The following is a 16,567-nucleotide window of genomic DNA, read 5'->3' as shown; positions in this document are numbered from 1 at the left end:
CCGCGGATGGCGCTCCCGGCATGCGGGACGGTCATCCCGGTGTCAAGACACAATGGCAGCGGGTATATCGGATCGACATTGTGGGGGCAGGCCGCCTACATCGATCTGAAACGGTGCCGCTTTCATCCGCATGGCCACACGCATCGCGAATTCCTGTGCTATAGTCGCGCCCCTTCGCTGCTGAAGCGAAGGGCGAGAAGAAGTCGGTACCCCTGGTTTGGCGGCATGTCTGTTGGATCGGGGAGGGGCAGGGCGGGGCGAGCGGTAACGCGAGCGCCGCGGTCAAAGCGGCAAAGCAAAATAAAGCGACGCTGATTTGACAGCCCCAAAAAAAGCCTTCATAATCTCGTTTCTCTGCTGCTGACACAGCAGCGACGCAAAGCAAACCAGCCGAGCGCCGCGGTGACAGCAAACAGAACTGCTCTTTAAAAACTAACAACCGATAAGTGTGGGCGCTTGATGGATGTAGGCGCGCCCGAGCCGGTGTGGTGTTTGGACGGTAACGTTCGAGCGCACGGCGGCCGGGGCCGAAGAAATCAAGTGCTCACAGAAGTAAGTGTCAGGAATCAGATGGTCGCAAGATCGTCTGGGTTCTATCACTTCCTTTGAGAGCGCTAAGCGAAAGACAGCCCGGGTCGATGGACCTTGGGTTGTACGAAACAGAGATTGAACTGAAGAGTTTGATCCTGGCTCAGATTGAACGCTGGCGGGATGCCTTACACATGCAAGTCGAACGGCAGCACGGACTTCGGTCTGGTGGCGAGTGGCGAACGGGTGAGTAATGTATCGGAACGTGCCCAGTAGCGGGGGATAACTACGCGAAAGCGTAGCTAATACCGCATACGCCCTACGGGGGAAAGCGGGGGATCTTCGGACCTCGCACTATTGGAGCGGCCGATATCGGATTAGCTAGTTGGTGGGGTAACGGCTCACCAAGGCGACGATCCGTAGCTGGTTTGAGAGGACGACCAGCCACACTGGGACTGAGACACGGCCCAGACTCCTACGGGAGGCAGCAGTGGGGAATTTTGGACAATGGGGGCAACCCTGATCCAGCCATCCCGCGTGTGCGATGAAGGCCTTCGGGTTGTAAAGCACTTTTGGCAGGAAAGAAACGGCGCCGGCTAATACCTGGCGTAACTGACGGTACCTGCAGAATAAGCACCGGCTAACTACGTGCCAGCAGCCGCGGTAATACGTAGGGTGCAAGCGTTAATCGGAATTACTGGGCGTAAAGCGTGCGCAGGCGGTTCGGAAAGAAAGATGTGAAATCCCAGGGCTTAACCTTGGAACTGCATTTTTAACTACCGGGCTAGAGTGTGTCAGAGGGGGGTGGAATTCCACGTGTAGCAGTGAAATGCGTAGATATGTGGAGGAACACCGATGGCGAAGGCAGCCCCCTGGGATAACACTGACGCTCATGCACGAAAGCGTGGGGAGCAAACAGGATTAGATACCCTGGTAGTCCACGCCCTAAACGATGTCAACTAGCTGTTGGGGCCTTCGGGCCTTGGTAGCGCAGCTAACGCGTGAAGTTGACCGCCTGGGGAGTACGGTCGCAAGATTAAAACTCAAAGGAATTGACGGGGACCCGCACAAGCGGTGGATGATGTGGATTAATTCGATGCAACGCGAAAAACCTTACCTACCCTTGACATGTCTGGAATCCCGAAGAGATTTGGGAGTGCTCGCAAGAGAACCGGAACACAGGTGCTGCATGGCTGTCGTCAGCTCGTGTCGTGAGATGTTGGGTTAAGTCCCGCAACGAGCGCAACCCTTGTCATTAGTTGCTACGAAAGGGCACTCTAATGAGACTGCCGGTGACAAACCGGAGGAAGGTGGGGATGACGTCAAGTCCTCATGGCCCTTATGGGTAGGGCTTCACACGTCATACAATGGTCGGGACAGAGGGTCGCCAACCCGCGAGGGGGAGCCAATCCCAGAAACCCGATCGTAGTCCGGATCGCAGTCTGCAACTCGACTGCGTGAAGTCGGAATCGCTAGTAATCGCGGATCAGCATGTCGCGGTGAATACGTTCCCGGGTCTTGTACACACCGCCCGTCACACCATGGGAGTGGGTTTTACCAGAAGTAGTTAGCCTAACCGCAAGGAGGGCGATTACCACGGTAGGATTCATGACTGGGGTGAAGTCGTAACAAGGTAGCCGTATCGGAAGGTGCGGCTGGATCACCTCCTTTCAGAGCAAGCGCGTGCGTTTGTCAAGCGGCCACACTTATCGGTTGTTGTTTAAGACTGGATCGAAAGCGGATCCGATGCGAATTGGGTCTGTAGCTCAGTCGGTTAGAGCACCGTCTTGATAAGGCGGGGGTCGTTGGTTCGAATCCAACCAGACCCACCAAGGTTTTATCTGGGGGTGTAGCTCAGCTGGGAGAGCGCCTGCTTTGCAAGCAGGATGTCATCGGTTCGATCCCGTTCACCTCCACCAATTGCCTTGTTTGATAAACGAGGCGGGTGCAGCGTCGAAGGGTCCGCGGAAAGAGTTCAACGATCAGTGTTTGAAGCGATATCGAAAAATACCTCGATATGGCTTACGAGCCTTGATCGTTGAGTTTTTGACTCGACAGTTTTATTCGTTCTTTAACAATCTGGAAGAAGCACAACGAGAAGTATTGGCGGTGTGTTTATTGTCTGTATTGATAGCGATATCGATATGGCGATAAATGCGTCGTTGAATACGGGTTGTGATTGCATTAGTAGTTCAAACTCAAGTGAATTTGAACGGCACAAACGCAAAGTATCATGTCAGAGCAAGACGGTTGCTTGGAAGAGTTCTATAGCCATCAGCGTTATAGGATCAAGCGACTAAGTGCATATGGTGGATGCCTTGGCGATCACAGGCGATGAAGGACGTTGTAGCCTGCGAAAAGCTGCGGGGAGCTGGCAAACAAGCATTGATCCGCAGATATCCGAATGGGGAAACCCACCGTCGCGAGACGGTATCCTGGGCTGAATACATAGGCTCCAGGAAGCGAACCGGGTGAACTGAAACATCTCAGTAACTCGAGGAACAGAAATCAACCGAGATTCCGAAAGTAGTGGCGAGCGAAATCGGAAGAGCCTTTACGATTTAGCGCGTTGTATAGTCGAACGGGATGGAAAGCCCGGCCGTAGCAGGTGATAGCCCTGTAGGCGAAATGCAATGCGTGGAACTAGGCGTAAGAGAAGTAGGGCGGGACACGTGAAATCCTGTTTGAAGATGGGGGGACCATCCTCCAAGGCTAAATACTCGTGATCGACCGATAGTGAACCAGTACCGTGAGGGAAAGGCGAAAAGAACCCCGGAAGGGGAGTGAAATAGATCCTGAAACCGTATGCATACAAACAGTCGGAGCCTCCTTGTGGGGTGACGGCGTACCTTTTGTATAATGGGTCAGCGACTTACATTCAGTGGCGAGCTTAACCGGATAGGGAAGGCGTAGCGAAAGCGAGTCCGAATAGGGCGATTTTAGTCGCTGGGTGTAGACCCGAAACCAGATGATCTATCCATGGCCAGGTTGAAGGCACGGTAACACGTGCTGGAGGACCGAACCCACTAGTGTTGAAAAACTAGGGGATGAGCTGTGGATAGGGGTGAAAGGCTAAACAAATCTGGAAATAGCTGGTTCTCTCCGAAAACTATTTAGGTAGTGCCTCAAGTATGACTGCGGGGGGTAGAGCACTGTTATGGCTAGGGGGTCATGGCGACTTACCAAACCATGGCAAACTCCGAATACCCGCAAGTCCAGCTTGGGAGACAGAGCACCGGGTGCTAACGTCCGGACTCAAGAGGGAAACAACCCAGACCGCCAGCTAAGGTCCCGAATTATCGCTAAGTGGGAAACGAAGTGGGAAGGCTTAGACAGTCAGGAGGTTGGCTTAGAAGCAGCCATCCTTTAAAGAAAGCGTAATAGCTCACTGATCGAGTCGTCCTGCGCGGAAGATGTAACGGGGCTAAGCGATAAACCGAAGCTGCGGGTGTGCACTTTAGGGTGTACGCGGTAGGAGAGCGTTCTGTAAGCCTGTGAAGGTGACTCGTAAGGGTTGCTGGAGGTATCAGAAGTGCGAATGCTGACATGAGTAGCGATAAAGGGGGTGAAAAGCCCCCTCGCCGTAAGTCCAAGGTTTCCTGCGCAACGTTCATCGGCGCAGGGTGAGTCGGCCCCTAAGGCGAGGCAGAGATGCGTAGCTGATGGGAAGCTGGTTAATATTCCAGCACCATCGTACAGTGCGATGGGGGGACGGATTGCGGAAGATCATCAGGGTGTTGGATGTCCCTGTTGCTGCATTAGAGAGGGCGCTTAGGCAAATCCGGGCGCGTGACTCAAGGGTGTGGCACGAGCGAGCATGTCTCGCGAAGTGATTGGAAGTGGTTCCAAGAAAAGCCTCTAAGCTTCAGCTGTACGAGACCGTACCGCAAACCGACACAGGTGGACGGGATGAATATTCCAAGGCGCTTGAGAGAACTCGGGAGAAGGAACTCGGCAAATTGATACCGTAACTTCGGGAGAAGGTATGCCCCGGTAGTGTGAGGCGCCTGCGCGCTGAGCATGATGGGGTCGCAGAGAATCGGTGGCTGCGACTGTTTATTAAAAACACAGCACTCTGCAAAGACGAAAGTCGACGTATAGGGTGTGACGCCTGCCCGGTGCCGGAAGGTTAAGTGATGGGGTGCAAGCTCTTGATCGAAGCCCCGGTAAACGGCGGCCGTAACTATAACGGTCCTAAGGTAGCGAAATTCCTTGTCGGGTAAGTTCCGACCTGCACGAATGGCGTAACGATGGCCACACTGTCTCCTCCCGAGACTCAGCGAAGTTGAAGTGTTTGTGATGATGCAATCTACCCGCGGCTAGACGGAAAGACCCCATGAACCTTTACTGTAGCTTTGCATTGGACTGTGAACCGGCCTGTGTAGGATAGGTGGGAGGCGCGGAAACCGAGTCGCCAGATTCGGTGGAGCCGACCTTGAAATACCACCCTGGTCTGTTTGCGGTTCTAACCTTGGCCCGTTATCCGGGTTGGGGACAGTGCATGGTGGGCAGTTTGACTGGGGCGGTCTCCTCCCAAAGCGTAACGGAGGAGTTCGAAGGTACGCTAGGTACGGTCGGAAATCGTGCTGATAGTGCAATGGCATAAGCGTGCTTGACTGTGAGACTGACAAGTCGAACAGGTGCGAAAGCAGGACATAGTGATCCGGTGGTTCTGAATGGAAGGGCCATCGCTCAACGGATAAAAGGTACTCTGGGGATAACAGGCTGATACCGCCCAAGAGTTCATATCGACGGCGGTGTTTGGCACCTCGATGTCGGCTCATCTCATCCTGGGGCTGTAGCCGGTCCCAAGGGTATGGCTGTTCGCCATTTAAAGAGGTACGTGAGCTGGGTTTAAAACGTCGTGAGACAGTTTGGTCCCTATCTGCCGTGGGCGTTGGATACTTGACGGAGCCTGCTCCTAGTACGAGAGGACCGGAGTGGACGTACCTCTGGTGTACCGGTTGTCATGCCAATGGCATTGCCGGGTAGCTATGTACGGAAGAGATAACCGCTGAAGGCATCTAAGCGGGAAACTCGTCTGAAGATTAGGTATCCCGGGGCCTCGAGCCCCCTGAAGGGTCGTTCAAGACCAGGACGTTGATAGGTCGGGTGTGGAAGCGCAGTAATGCGTTAAGCTAACCGATACTAATTGCCCGTGCGGCTTGATCCTATAACCCTGATGGTTGACAGCACCATCCAAAGCAAGCGGCTTGCATAAAGCCATGATGCTTGCGAATGTGCCCGCAATCCCAACCCGAATTCAACACCAAGCAGTACCACGCAGCACCCCCCAATACCCTCGACCTGGCCCGCGCCAACAGCGCGCCAGGCGTGCTTCTCCCAGATTGGCGTGACGCGAACGCTCCCACACGAGCGCACGCGCCGCGCAACCCTTTACGCCTGACGACCATAGCAAGGTGGTCCCACTCCTTCCCATCCCGAACAGGACAGTGAAACGCCTTCGCGCCGATGATAGTGGACGGACGTCTGTGAAAGTAGGTCATCGTCAGGCTCTTATCCCCAAAACCCCGCTGCACGCTGCAGCGGGGTTTTGCTTTTTATGCTCCCGATTGGTGTCCCGACTAGCGTCCCGGCCCCGGCGAGTATCCCGATCAGCCCTCGACGTCGCCGTCCACGTATAGCCAGACGCCGTTTTCGCGGACGAAGCGGCTGACTTCGTGCATGCGTTGGCCCTTGCCTTGCATACGGCTACGCGCGACGAATTCGACCAGCGCGTGGCGTTCGTCCTGGACGACGTGGCGTCGCACATCCAGGCCCAGCCATTTCAGGCCGGCCGGATTCGGGTCGACGTGTTCCGGCCGCGTGTCTGGGTGCCAGGTGTCGCGTACATAATCGACCAGGTCCAATACATAGGCGCTATACCGGGAGCGCATCAGCGCTTCCGCCGTGGGGGCCTGCAGGTGCCGCGGACCGCGATGCCACTGACCGCAGCAGGCCGCATAAGCCTTGCCGGTGCCGCAGGGACAGGTCTTTACAGGGTTGGCCACGTGCTGCTCCATCGATGGTGAGCACGCAGTTTAGCCGCGCGCAAACCCCGTCTTGCAACTGCGAGCAGGCAAACCCCGACGCGCAGACCTCGCCTCAGGGCAACCGGGCCGACACCACCAGCCAGCGTCCATAGAGCGACTGCGGCGATGCCAGCTGCCGCCAATACTGGCTTTCCTCTTCGCTGTCGGCACGGCGTTGCTTGCCTCGTCCATACAGCACGGCAGGGATGGCCACCAGGCGTTCCGCGAAATGCCGGGGCTTGGGTTCGTCGACCTCGTGCAGCGTGATGTCGACGAATCCATAGTGCGAAAGGAACACGTGCAGCTGATTGAAGGACCAGGGGATGTAGGTAATGTATTGGCCGGGCTTCTTGCCGACGGCGGCGCGAAAGCCGGAATGGAAGCCGCGAAACAGATACTGCAGCCGCGAGCTCATGTGCCAGGTATTCGGCGTGGTGACGATGAGCGTGCCATCCTTGCGCAGGCCCGCGCGAAAACTCTCCAAGGCCACGCCGGGATTCGTCAGCAGGTGCAGGGCCTCGCCGCACACGACCGCGTCGTAATGATCCGCCGGCAAGTCGAGCGGGTTATTCAGGTCATGCTCCGTGAACGTGCGATAACCGCTGTTCGGCACGGGCTCTTCATACAGGCAGACGCCATCGATCTCCGGGCGCTGCGGGCCGCCCTGGCGTTGCAGGGCGCGACCCAGCCAGCCGTGTCCGCAGGGCGCGTCCAGCACGCTGCGGACTTCGCGTTCTTTCAGGATAGAAAGGACGACGGGGCGATAGGGGCGCATATTCATTCCTGGTGTGACTCCTTGCCATGCGCTTTCATGCGTCGACGGACGCGGCCGGCGCGCGGGGGCGGCCGGATGCTGCCACCCATCTTGATTCAGAAGGGAGTCAGCTTAATGAAAGGGAAGCTTCGGGACAGCCAGGGTAGCGGAAGGCCTATGTAGCCATCGTCTCAATCTGTCAGCGAAATCAAGCAAAGTGCTCGTGCTTGAGGACATCCCGGGAGGGGACGTCCGCGGCCACTTAGCCGCCGCTTACGTTTTCAGGTAACGCCATACGAGCGCGGTTGCGGCGGCGTAAAGCATTCCCATGGTGGCGAACGCCAGCGGCAGCGAAACGCGCCAATCGCCATAGGCGTGCAGGATGGTGCCCATGATGGCCACGCCCACCAGAACGCCGATCTGCCGATTGGCGTTCAGGCAGGCGGCGGCGATGTTCGCATGTGATTGGCCGGCGATCTGCATGACCACCGCCGTCATGGCGGGCACGGCCACGCCCACCCCCAGATTGATCATCGAGACGATGACCGCGAAGAGCCAGTAGTCCGTTTCGGGACGCAGTATCCAGGCCGTCAACGCGCTGCCCACGGCGCACAGGCTCATGCTGGCGATCAAGGCTGCGCGCGGGCCGAAGCGCGCCACGATGCGCGGCGCCGACAGATTGCCCAGCGTGAACAGCAGCATGGTCGGCAGGAGCTGGCTGCCGGTGGCCAGAGGACTGGCGCCACGCGCCTCCTGCAGGAACAGGCTCAACACGAACAACTGGCCGTAGCCGCCGAAATTGATGAGAAAGCCCAGCACGTTGGCGGCGGGAAAGCGTGCGGTGGCGAAGAGATCACGCGGCAGCAGCGGCGTGGCGCTGCGGCGCTCCCGCGCGACGAAGGCCCAGGCGGCGCACAGCATGACGCAGGCAGCCGCGATGATGGACGGCGACGTCCACCCCTGGACCGGTCCTTCGATCAGCGTGAAACTCAAACCGGCCAGCGCGGTCACACCGAACAGGTGGCTGGTGGCGTTCAGTGCGCGGAAATGCCGCGCGGATATCGGGATGACCTTGTGCGCCATCGCCAGCCCGACCAGCCCGATGGGCAGGTTCACCAGGAAGATGCTGCGCCATCCCAGGCGGTCTATCAGGATGCCGCCGATCAACGGGCCGGACACGCCCGCGATCGACACGATGGCGGACCAGAGTCCCAGCATCCGGCCGCGCACCTTGTCGTCAGGGTAGGCGCGCGTGAGCAGGCTCAATGAACTCGGCATGAACAGCGCCGCGCCGATGCCTTGCAGGAAACGCGCGACCACCAGCGTCGTGCCGTTCGGCGCCGCACCGCATAACAGCGAAGCCAGTACGAAGATGGCCAGGCCGGTCTGGTAAACGTTCTTCGCGCCGTAGCGGTCGGCCAGGCCGCCGCCGACCAGCAGCATGGCGGCGAAGGTCAGGGTGTAGCCATCGACGACCCACACCAACCCCGACAGCGGCACCTGCAATTGGTTGGCGATGTTCGACAACCCGACGTTGACCACCGTCACGTCCAGCGTGGCCATGACGAAACCCATGGCGAGTGTCACCAGAGGCAGGTAGTGAACGCGCGGATGTGGCGAACCGGCTGGCTTATCCACACCCTTGGGTGTAACGCGGGGCATTCTTCTAACTGTCCACATTTACTGTGGACAACCATTTGGACATGTCCCGGACAAAATCAAAATGATGAGGAATCTCAATGAGATAAGGTTCCAGGGTCACAAAGGATGCACCAACATGCCTGCACATTTTTTACAGATTGTCCAGCTTGACCTCGAAACCGCGGCGCGTGCCCGGGCGAGCCATCATGGCTGCGTACCAGCGCTTGACGTGCGTGAAATCCGCCAGGTCGACCTGATGCCGCTCGTGCCGCCAGGCCCAGCCGACGATGGCGAAATCAGCCACCGAAATATCGCCCGCGACGAACTCCACCTGCGCCAGCCGGCGATCCAGCACGCCGTACAAGCGGCGCGTCTCGTCCACATATCGCTTGGCGCCGTAGCGTTTGTCGTCTTCGTTCTGCAGCCCCAGGAAGTGATGGGCCTGGCCCGGCATCGGGCCGAAGCCGCCCATCTGCCACATCAGCCATTCCAGTACCGGCACGCGGTCGGCAAGCCTGGCGGGCAGGAATTTGCCGGTCTTCTCGCCCAGGTACAGCAGGATGGCGCCGGACTCGAACACGCTGATCGGCTTGCCGTCCGGACCTTGCGGATCGACGATGGCCGGAATGCGGTTATTGGGACTGATGCGCAGGAAGTCCGGCTTGTGCTGGTCGCCGTTGCGGATGTCGACCGCATGGACGGAATAGGGCAGGCCCATTTCTTCCAACGCGACGCTGATCTTGCGGCCGTTGGGCGTGTTCCAGGTGTGCAGCTCTATGGTCATTGCGAAGTCCTGCGGTGGAGTCAGGTGAGCGCCGGCGCGATATAGCGCTGGAATGCGGGGCGGGTCTTCAGGCCGTCGTACCAGGCCTGCACATTTGGGGTGGCGGGCCGGCGGATGCCGTCCAGTTCGATAAAGCGCCGGCAATAGGCGCCCAGCACGATGTCGGCGAGGGTGAAGCCTTCGCCTTCCAGGAAGCGCCGTCCCCGCAGGTGATCATCCACCATCAGCCACAACTTGCCGGCCTCGTCGGCGGATTTCTGGATGGCGGCCATGTCGCGCTTTTCCGGCGGCGTGCGCACCATGCCCCAGAACACATTGCGCTCCACCGGCTGCAGCGTCGACAGCACCCAATCCAGCCACCGGTCGACCGAGGCGCGCACCCTGGGCTCGCGCGGGTAGATGTCGCTTTGCGGCGCGTACTGCATGGCCAGGTAGCGGAGGATGGAGTTCGATTCCCACAAGGTGAAATCGCCATCTTCCAGCGTCGGCACCTTGCCGTTGGGATTCATGGCCAGATAGTCCGGCTGGTCGTTGCGGCCGAACTGCAGGCCCGCGTCGACACGATCGTAGGGCAGCGATATCTCATCGCAGCACCACAATACCTTCTGCACGTTCACGGAGTTCGCACGGCCCCAGATCTTGATCATCGAGATGTCCTGTTGACGAATAGGGATAAGGCGTGGTGATGCAGGCCGATCAATGACGCAGCAACAGCAGCGTCCATACCGTGATCATCGCCAGCAGGCCGATCCAGCAACCGGCCCACAGGCCCATGATGGGCCATTTGACGTCCATGGGGACACGCGCCGGATCGACGTGCGCGAGATTGCGGTTGGCCTGGCCGAACAAGCCCTTGCGGGCATGCGGAAACAACAGCCGCAGGAAATAATCCAGGAAGATCCCGGCCTGGATGGCGCGCGGAAACTGCCTGAACGGCCGATGTTGCAGCAGGGGGTGGCGCAAGGTGTCGTTGATGCGATCCAGCTTGAAGAACCAGATCGCGATCAATGAAACCACCGCCACGAAAAAGCACGCCGCGAAGATGTTGAACGCGGTCGTCAGCGCGATGACGTAGACAGACTGGCTCATGGTCAGATGACGTACATATCCACGTATTCGTGCACCGGCATCGCTTCGAGTTTCTGCTGGTCCAGCGAGACCTCCAGGATGCGGTTCTGCTGCCGGACCGGGAACTGGCGCGCCAGGTTGGTGCGGAACTTCGCTTCCAGCAGCGGGATGCCTTCCTGGCGGCGGCGCTTGTGGCCGATCGGATATTCGCAGACGACTTCGTCCAGGCGGCTGCCGTCCTTGAACTCGACGGTCAGGGCATTGGCGATCGAGCGCTTGTCAGGGTCGTGATAGTCGCGCGTGAAGGCGCTGTCTTCCACGCATTCGATCCGGTCGCGCAGTGCGTCGATGCGCGGGTCGCGGGCGAAATCGTCTTCGTAGTCGGCGGCCGTCAGATGGCCGAAGATCAGCGGCACGGCCACCATGTACTGGATGCAGTGGTCGCGGTCGGCCGGGTTGTTCAGCGGACCCTTCTTGTCGATGATGCGGATGCAGGCTTCGTGCGTGCGGATGGTGATCTTCTTGATGTCTTCCACCCGCTTGCCCTGCGCGGCCATCTGCTGGTGCAGCTGCATGGCGCATTCGACCGCGGTCTGCGAATGGAATTCGGCCGGAAAGGAGATCTTGAACAGCACGTTTTCCATGACGTAGGTGCCGTAGGGACGCTGGAACTTGAAGGGCTGGCCCTTGAAGGACACGTCGTAGAAGCCCCAGGTCTTGGCGGTCAGCACGGACGGATAGCCCATTTCGCCGGTGCGCGCGATCAGCGCCAGGCGCACGGCGCGGCTGGTGGCGTCGCCGGCCGCCCAGCTCTTGCGGCTGCCCGCGTTGGGCGCGTGGCGATAGGCGCGCAGGCTCTGGCCATCGACCCAGGCCAGCGACACGGCGTTGATGATTTCGTCGCGGCTCAAGCCGAGCATTTCGGCGACCACGGCGGTGGACGCGACCTTGACCAGCACGACGTGGTCCAGGCCGACCTTGTTGAAGGAGTTTTCCAGCGCGATGCAGCCCTGTATTTCATGCGCCTTGATCATGCCGGTCAGCACCTGGCGCATGGTCAGCGGCGGCTTGCCGGCGGCCACGGCATTGCGCGACAGCCAGTCGGCCGTCGCCAGGATGCCGCCCAGGTTGTCCGAAGGGTGGCCCCATTCGGCGGCCAGCCAGGTGTCGTTGAAATCGAGCCAGCGGATCATGGCGCCGATGTTGAACGCAGCCTGCACGGGGTCCAGCTGGAATTGCGTGCCGGGGACTTTGGCGCCGTTGGGGACGACCGTGCCGGGCACGATGGGGCCCATCAGCTTGCGGCAGGCCGGGTATTCCAGGGCTTCCAGGCCGCAGCCCAGCGTGTCGATCAGGCAGTTGCGCGCGGTCTCGTAGGCCAGCGCGCTCTTGATTTCGTAGTTGAGGACGTAGTCGGCGATGTCGACCAGGACCTGGTCCGGATCCGGCCGGACGTTGGAGATGTGCGAGGACATGATGAATGCTTCCGTAGGCGTGCGGGCGGATTACTTGCGCTTTTCGAGGGGGACGAACTTGCGGTCTTCCGGCCCCACGTAGTTGGCGGTCGGCCGGATGATCTTGTTGTCGACGCGCTGTTCGATGATGTGGGCCGACCAGCCGGCGGTGCGCGCGATGACGAACAACGGCGTGAACATGGCGGTGGGCACGCCCATCTTGTTGTAGCTGACGGCGGAATACCAGTCCAGGTTGGCGAACATCTTCTTGGCGTCCCACATCACGCTTTCGATGCGTTCGGCGATGTTGTACAGCTGCATGCTGCCGGTCTGCTTGGACAGCTTCTGCGAGATGGCCTTGATCACCTTGTTGCGCGGGTCGGATACGGTGTAGACCGGGTGTCCGAAGCCGATGATGACTTCCTTGTTTTCCACGCGGCGGCGGATGTCGGCTTCCGCGTCGTCCGGCGTGTCGTAGCGGCTTTGCACTTCGAAGGCGACTTCGTTGGCGCCGCCGTGCTTGGGGCCGCGCAGGGCGCCGATGCCGGCGGTGATGGCCGAATACATGTCCGACCCCGTGCCGGCCACGACACGGCAGGTGAAGGTCGAGGCATTGAACTCGTGTTCCGCGTACAGGATCAGCGAACTGTGCATGGCCTTGACCCAGTCGTCGCCGGGCTTTTCGCCGTGCAGCAGGTGCAGGAAATGGCCGCCTATGCTGTCGTCGTCGGTCTCGACGTCGATGACCCGGCCGTTGTGGCTGTAGTGATACCAATAGAGCAGGGCGGATCCCAGGCTGGCCATCAGGCGATCGGCGATGTCGCGTGCGCCCGGCAGGTTGTGGTCGTCCTTTTCAGGCAGCACGCAACCCAGGACCGACACGGCGGTCCGCATGACGTCCATGGGGTGGCTGGACGCGGGCAGGGCTTCCAGCGCCACCTGCAACTGCGCCGGCAGGCCGCGCAACGCGCGCAGCTTGCGTTTGTACGCCTGCAGTTCGGCCTTGTTCGGCAGCTTGCCGTGGACCAGCAGGTGGGCGATTTCCTCGAATTCGCTGGTGTCGGCGATGTCCAGAATGTCGTAGCCGCGATAGTGCAGGTCGTTGCCGCTGCGGCCCACCGTGCACAACGCCGTGTTGCCGGCGACGACGCCGGACAGGGCGACCGATTTCTTCGGCTTGAATCCCGGTTTTTGCTGCTCCTGGTCGGACGTGCTCATGTCTGCTCCTTTCCTCGGATGGTGTGGCTGGGCCTTGTGAGCCCAGGGATGAAAAAGGCCCGTGCATGGCGGGCCCTTTTTTTGCCGTATGCCTGCTGCTTACTTCAGCAGATCCTTCACGCCGTCGCGCTCTTCGAGCAGTTCCTTCAGCGTCAGGTCCATGCGTTCACGCGAGAAGGCGTCGATTTCGAGGCCGGTGATGCGCGTGTACTTGCCGTTTTCGGTGGTGACCGGCACGCCGTAGATGATGCCTTCGGGGATGCCGTAGGAGCCATCCGACGGGATGCCCATGGTGACCCACTTGCCATTGCTGCCCAGCACCCAGTCGCGCACGTGGTCGATGGCGGCGTTGGCGGCCGAGGCAGCCGACGACAGGCCGCGCGCATCGATGATGGCGGCGCCGCGCTTGCCGACGGTGGGGATGAAGACGTCACGGTTCCAGGCGTCGTCGTTGATCAGCTTGGCCAGGCTCTGGCCGCCGACCGTGGCGAAGCGGATGTCCGGATACATCGTGGGCGAGTGGTTGCCCCAGACGATGAGCTTTTCGATGTCGGCGACGGCCTTGCCCGACTTGGCGGCCAGTTGCGACAGGGCGCGGTTGTGGTCCAGGCGCAGCATGGCGGTGAAGTTCGCGGCCGGCAGGTCCGGCGCCGACTTCATGGCGATGTAGGCGTTGGTGTTGGCCGGGTTGCCGACGACCAGCACCTTGACGTCGCGCTTGGCGACTTCGTTCAGGGCCTTGCCCTGGGCGGTGAAGATCTGGGCGTTGACGGTCAGCAGGTCCTTGCGCTCCATGCCGGGGCCGCGCGGGCGCGCGCCGACCAGCAGAGCGATGTCGGCATCCTTGAACGCCGTGCGCGGATCGCTGTGAGCGGTCATTTCCTGCAGCAGCGGGAAGGCGCAGTCGTCCAGCTCCATCATGACGCCCTTCAGCGCCTTCTGGGCCTTTTCGTCCGGGATTTCAAGCAGTTGCAGGATAACGGGCTGGTCTTTACCGAGCATTTCGCCGGAGGCGATGCGAAACAGCAGGGCGTAGCCGATTTGACCGGCGGCGCCGGTCACGGCGACGCGCAAAGCGGGCTTGGACATGAACATTCTCCGTAATGAGTCGTCGAGAAAAAATCTCGCCGGACAGTGTAATCGTTAAGCCAGCCGCGGCGCCTTAAATGCCCGTACGGGAAAGGGTGGAAACGCGCACGACAGGCGTATGCTAAAGGGCATGTGACGTTTACGTCAATTTCCTCTTATATCTTATATAAGACATAAGACGTTGGACAGCGGTCGTTCCGTTGTGCAACAATAATGGGCTTGCCCGCGATCCGCCCAGGGGTACACGCCCCGCGCGCACCGTGTCATCGGCGAGCGGTACGACAACGGATTCCATGGCAGACCCCAGGCCCGAAATCTCTCCGCGCAGCAAGGGCGCCCCCAGCCAGGGCGGTGCCAGTGCCGCCTTTAGTCCGTTGTACCGGCAGATCAAGGATCTGCTGGTGCAGAGCCTGGACCGTGGCGAGTGGAAGCCCGGCGAACTCATTCCCAGCGAAATCGACCTGGCGGCCCGTTTCCAGGTCAGCCAGGGAACGGTGCGCAAGGCGGTGGATGAACTGGCCGCCGAGCACGTGCTGCTGCGCCGCCAGGGCAAGGGTACTTTCGTCGCCACCCATCACGAAGCCCGCGTGCGGTTCCGCTTCCTGCGGCTGGCCAGCGACGAAGTCGCGGAAGGCGAGGTCGCGGAAAGCCATGTGCAGGAATGCCGCCGCATACGCGCGACCGCGGAAGTCGCCCGGGCGCTGGAATTGCGTGCCGGCGAAACGGTCGTGGCAATCCGGCGGCTGTTGAGCTTCGGCGGTGTGCCCACCGTGCTCGACGACATCTACCTGCCCGGATCCACGTTCCGCCGCCTTACCCTTGAATTGTTGACCGCCAACAAGGCGCCCCTGTACGGTTTCCTGGAGTCGGAATTCGGCGTCAGCATGATCCGCGCGGATGAAAAACTGCGCGCCGTCGCCGCGACGCCGGAGGCGGCCGCCGCATTGAACGTTGCCCCCGGTACGCCGCTGTTGCAGGTGGACCGTACCTCGTACACCTACGGCGACCGGCCGATGGAAGTGCGGCGGGGCTTATACCTGACTGATCGATATCATTACCGTAATAGTTTGAATTGATGAGCTTTTTTCACTCGATTTGATAGCAACCCGTTACATGGGCGAAAATAGTCTGTTTTTCCCGCAAGGGCCAGGCACTCCCGCCGCTACGATTTTCTAGTTCCGAACCCCGAGGCCGTCATGTCCGACTCAGCTGCCAAGCCGCGTCCGCAGTTCCGCAACATCAACATCTCCCAGATCCTCAGCTATCGGCTGCCCTTGCCCGGCAAGGTATCGATCCTGCATCGGGCCAGCGGCGCCCTGCTGTTCCTCTGTCTTCCCTTGGTCCTGCTGCCGCTGCTCGCGGCCAGCCTGGCCTCGCCGGAAAGTTTCGCGAACATCGCCACGATCACCGGCCATCCGATCGTCAAGCTGATCCTGCTGGCGCTGATCTGGGGCTACCTGCATCACTTCTGTGCCGGTATCCGCTACCTGATGCTGGATTTGCACAAGATCATCGACAAGAGCCCGGCGCAGAAGAGCGCGGGCGTCGTCCTCGGGGTCAGCCTGGCGCTGACCGTGGTGTTCGGTCTCAAACTGTTCGGAGCCTGGTAATAATGGCTGTCACCAAGAATTATGGCGCCAAGCGCCTGGTCGTAGGCGCGCACTACGGCACCATGGATTTCATCGCGCAGCGTATCACCGCTGTCATCCTGGCCCTGTACACCATCGTGCTGCTGGTCGGCATCCTGGTCATGCCGGGCTTTACCTACGAAAGCTGGAAGGCGCTGTTTTCCTTCCACGTGTTCGCCTTGCCGCTGGGTCAGGTGCTGGCCACGCTGGCCTTCGTGTCGCTGATCTGGCATGCCTGGATCGGGGTGCGGGATATCTGGATGGACTACGTGAAGCCGGTGGGCGTGCGCCTGCTGCTGCAAGTCCTGACCATCCTGTGGCTGGTGGGCTCGCTCGCTTACTTCGCGCAAATCATCTGGAGGCTCTAAGCC

The 16,567-nt window shown here is 60.1% G+C and carries 12 protein-coding genes, 2 tRNA genes and 3 rRNA genes; 8 read left to right on the top strand and 9 right to left on the bottom strand.

Features of this window, described 5'->3' with window-relative positions; translation table 11 throughout:
- Positions 1-668: 668 nt before the first annotated feature.
- The 5 genes from CAL26_RS18920 (at position 669) to rrf (ending at position 6,043) form a co-directional block, all read left to right on the top strand.
- Positions 669-2,199: ribosomal RNA gene (locus tag CAL26_RS18920) — 16S ribosomal RNA — on the top strand.
- 84 nt (positions 2,200-2,283) lie between these two features.
- Positions 2,284-2,360: transfer RNA gene (locus CAL26_RS18915), tRNA-Ile, on the top strand.
- 11 nt (positions 2,361-2,371) lie between these two features.
- Positions 2,372-2,447, top strand: a tRNA-Ala gene (locus CAL26_RS18910).
- 367 nt (positions 2,448-2,814) lie between these two features.
- Positions 2,815-5,701: ribosomal RNA gene (locus CAL26_RS18905) — 23S ribosomal RNA — on the top strand.
- A gap of 229 nt (positions 5,702-5,930) precedes the next feature.
- Positions 5,931-6,043, top strand: a 5S ribosomal RNA gene (rrf, locus tag CAL26_RS18900).
- The 16S, 23S and 5S rRNA genes sit together here with 2 tRNA genes alongside, the layout of an rRNA operon.
- Positions 6,044-6,143: 100 nt before the next feature.
- Here rrf and CAL26_RS18895 read toward each other — a convergent pair.
- The 9 genes from CAL26_RS18895 to CAL26_RS18855 form a co-directional block, all read right to left on the bottom strand.
- A complete protein-coding gene (locus CAL26_RS18895; protein ID WP_094848318.1) occupies positions 6,144-6,551 on the bottom strand; it encodes a YchJ family protein in 408 nt (135 codons plus the stop codon).
- 82 nt (positions 6,552-6,633) lie between these two features.
- Complete coding sequence (locus CAL26_RS18890; RefSeq protein WP_179283391.1) at positions 6,634-7,341, bottom strand: class I SAM-dependent methyltransferase; 708 nt, start codon at positions 7,339-7,341, stop codon at positions 6,634-6,636.
- A gap of 246 nt (positions 7,342-7,587) precedes the next feature.
- Positions 7,588-8,976, bottom strand: a complete 1,389-nt coding sequence (locus CAL26_RS18885; protein ID WP_094848317.1) for an MFS transporter — start codon at positions 8,974-8,976, stop codon at positions 7,588-7,590.
- Positions 8,977-9,106: 130 nt separating this feature from the next.
- Positions 9,107-9,739: a glutathione S-transferase family protein gene (locus tag CAL26_RS18880; RefSeq protein WP_094848316.1), complete on the bottom strand. Its 633-nt coding sequence runs from the start codon at positions 9,737-9,739 to the stop codon at positions 9,107-9,109.
- Between the two features lie 20 nt (positions 9,740-9,759).
- Entirely contained in the window at positions 9,760-10,386 is a 627-nt protein-coding gene (locus CAL26_RS18875; protein WP_094848315.1) for a glutathione S-transferase family protein, read from the bottom strand.
- 49 nt (positions 10,387-10,435) lie between these two features.
- A complete protein-coding gene (locus CAL26_RS18870; RefSeq protein ID WP_086066114.1) occupies positions 10,436-10,828 on the bottom strand; it encodes a hypothetical protein in 393 nt (130 codons plus the stop codon).
- A gap of 2 nt (positions 10,829-10,830) precedes the next feature.
- Complete coding sequence (locus CAL26_RS18865) at positions 10,831-12,282, bottom strand: bifunctional 2-methylcitrate dehydratase/aconitate hydratase (protein ID WP_094848314.1); 1,452 nt, start codon at positions 12,280-12,282, stop codon at positions 10,831-10,833.
- A 30-nt stretch (positions 12,283-12,312) separates the two neighbouring features.
- Positions 12,313-13,479: a bifunctional 2-methylcitrate synthase/citrate synthase gene (prpC, locus tag CAL26_RS18860; protein WP_094848313.1), complete on the bottom strand. Its 1,167-nt coding sequence runs from the start codon at positions 13,477-13,479 to the stop codon at positions 12,313-12,315.
- A gap of 99 nt (positions 13,480-13,578) precedes the next feature.
- The gene (locus tag CAL26_RS18855) at positions 13,579-14,568 is read right to left on the bottom strand and encodes a malate dehydrogenase (protein ID WP_086067986.1); all 990 of its coding nucleotides are present in this window, start codon (positions 14,566-14,568) and stop codon (positions 13,579-13,581) included.
- A 293-nt stretch (positions 14,569-14,861) separates the two neighbouring features.
- Between CAL26_RS18855 and CAL26_RS18850 the strand changes: the two genes are divergently transcribed.
- The 3 genes from CAL26_RS18850 (at position 14,862) to sdhD (ending at position 16,564) form a co-directional block, all read left to right on the top strand.
- The gene (locus CAL26_RS18850; RefSeq protein WP_094848312.1) at positions 14,862-15,644 is read left to right on the top strand and encodes a GntR family transcriptional regulator; all 783 of its coding nucleotides are present in this window, start codon (positions 14,862-14,864) and stop codon (positions 15,642-15,644) included.
- Between the two features lie 120 nt (positions 15,645-15,764).
- Positions 15,765-16,178 (top strand): succinate dehydrogenase, cytochrome b556 subunit, encoded by a 414-nt coding sequence (gene sdhC, locus CAL26_RS18845; protein ID WP_094848311.1) that lies wholly within the window; start codon positions 15,765-15,767, stop codon positions 16,176-16,178.
- Between the two features lie 2 nt (positions 16,179-16,180).
- Positions 16,181-16,564 (top strand): succinate dehydrogenase, hydrophobic membrane anchor protein, encoded by a 384-nt coding sequence (gene sdhD / locus CAL26_RS18840; RefSeq protein WP_086066107.1) that lies wholly within the window; start codon positions 16,181-16,183, stop codon positions 16,562-16,564.
- Positions 16,565-16,567: the final 3 nt, after the last annotated feature.

The sequence above is a fragment of the Bordetella genomosp. 9 genome (assembly GCF_002261425.1).
Classification (GTDB): Bacteria; Pseudomonadota; Gammaproteobacteria; order Burkholderiales; family Burkholderiaceae_B; genus Bordetella_C.
Note: the sequence above shows the minus strand (reverse complement) of the source record. Positions and strands in the feature narration are given on the sequence as shown.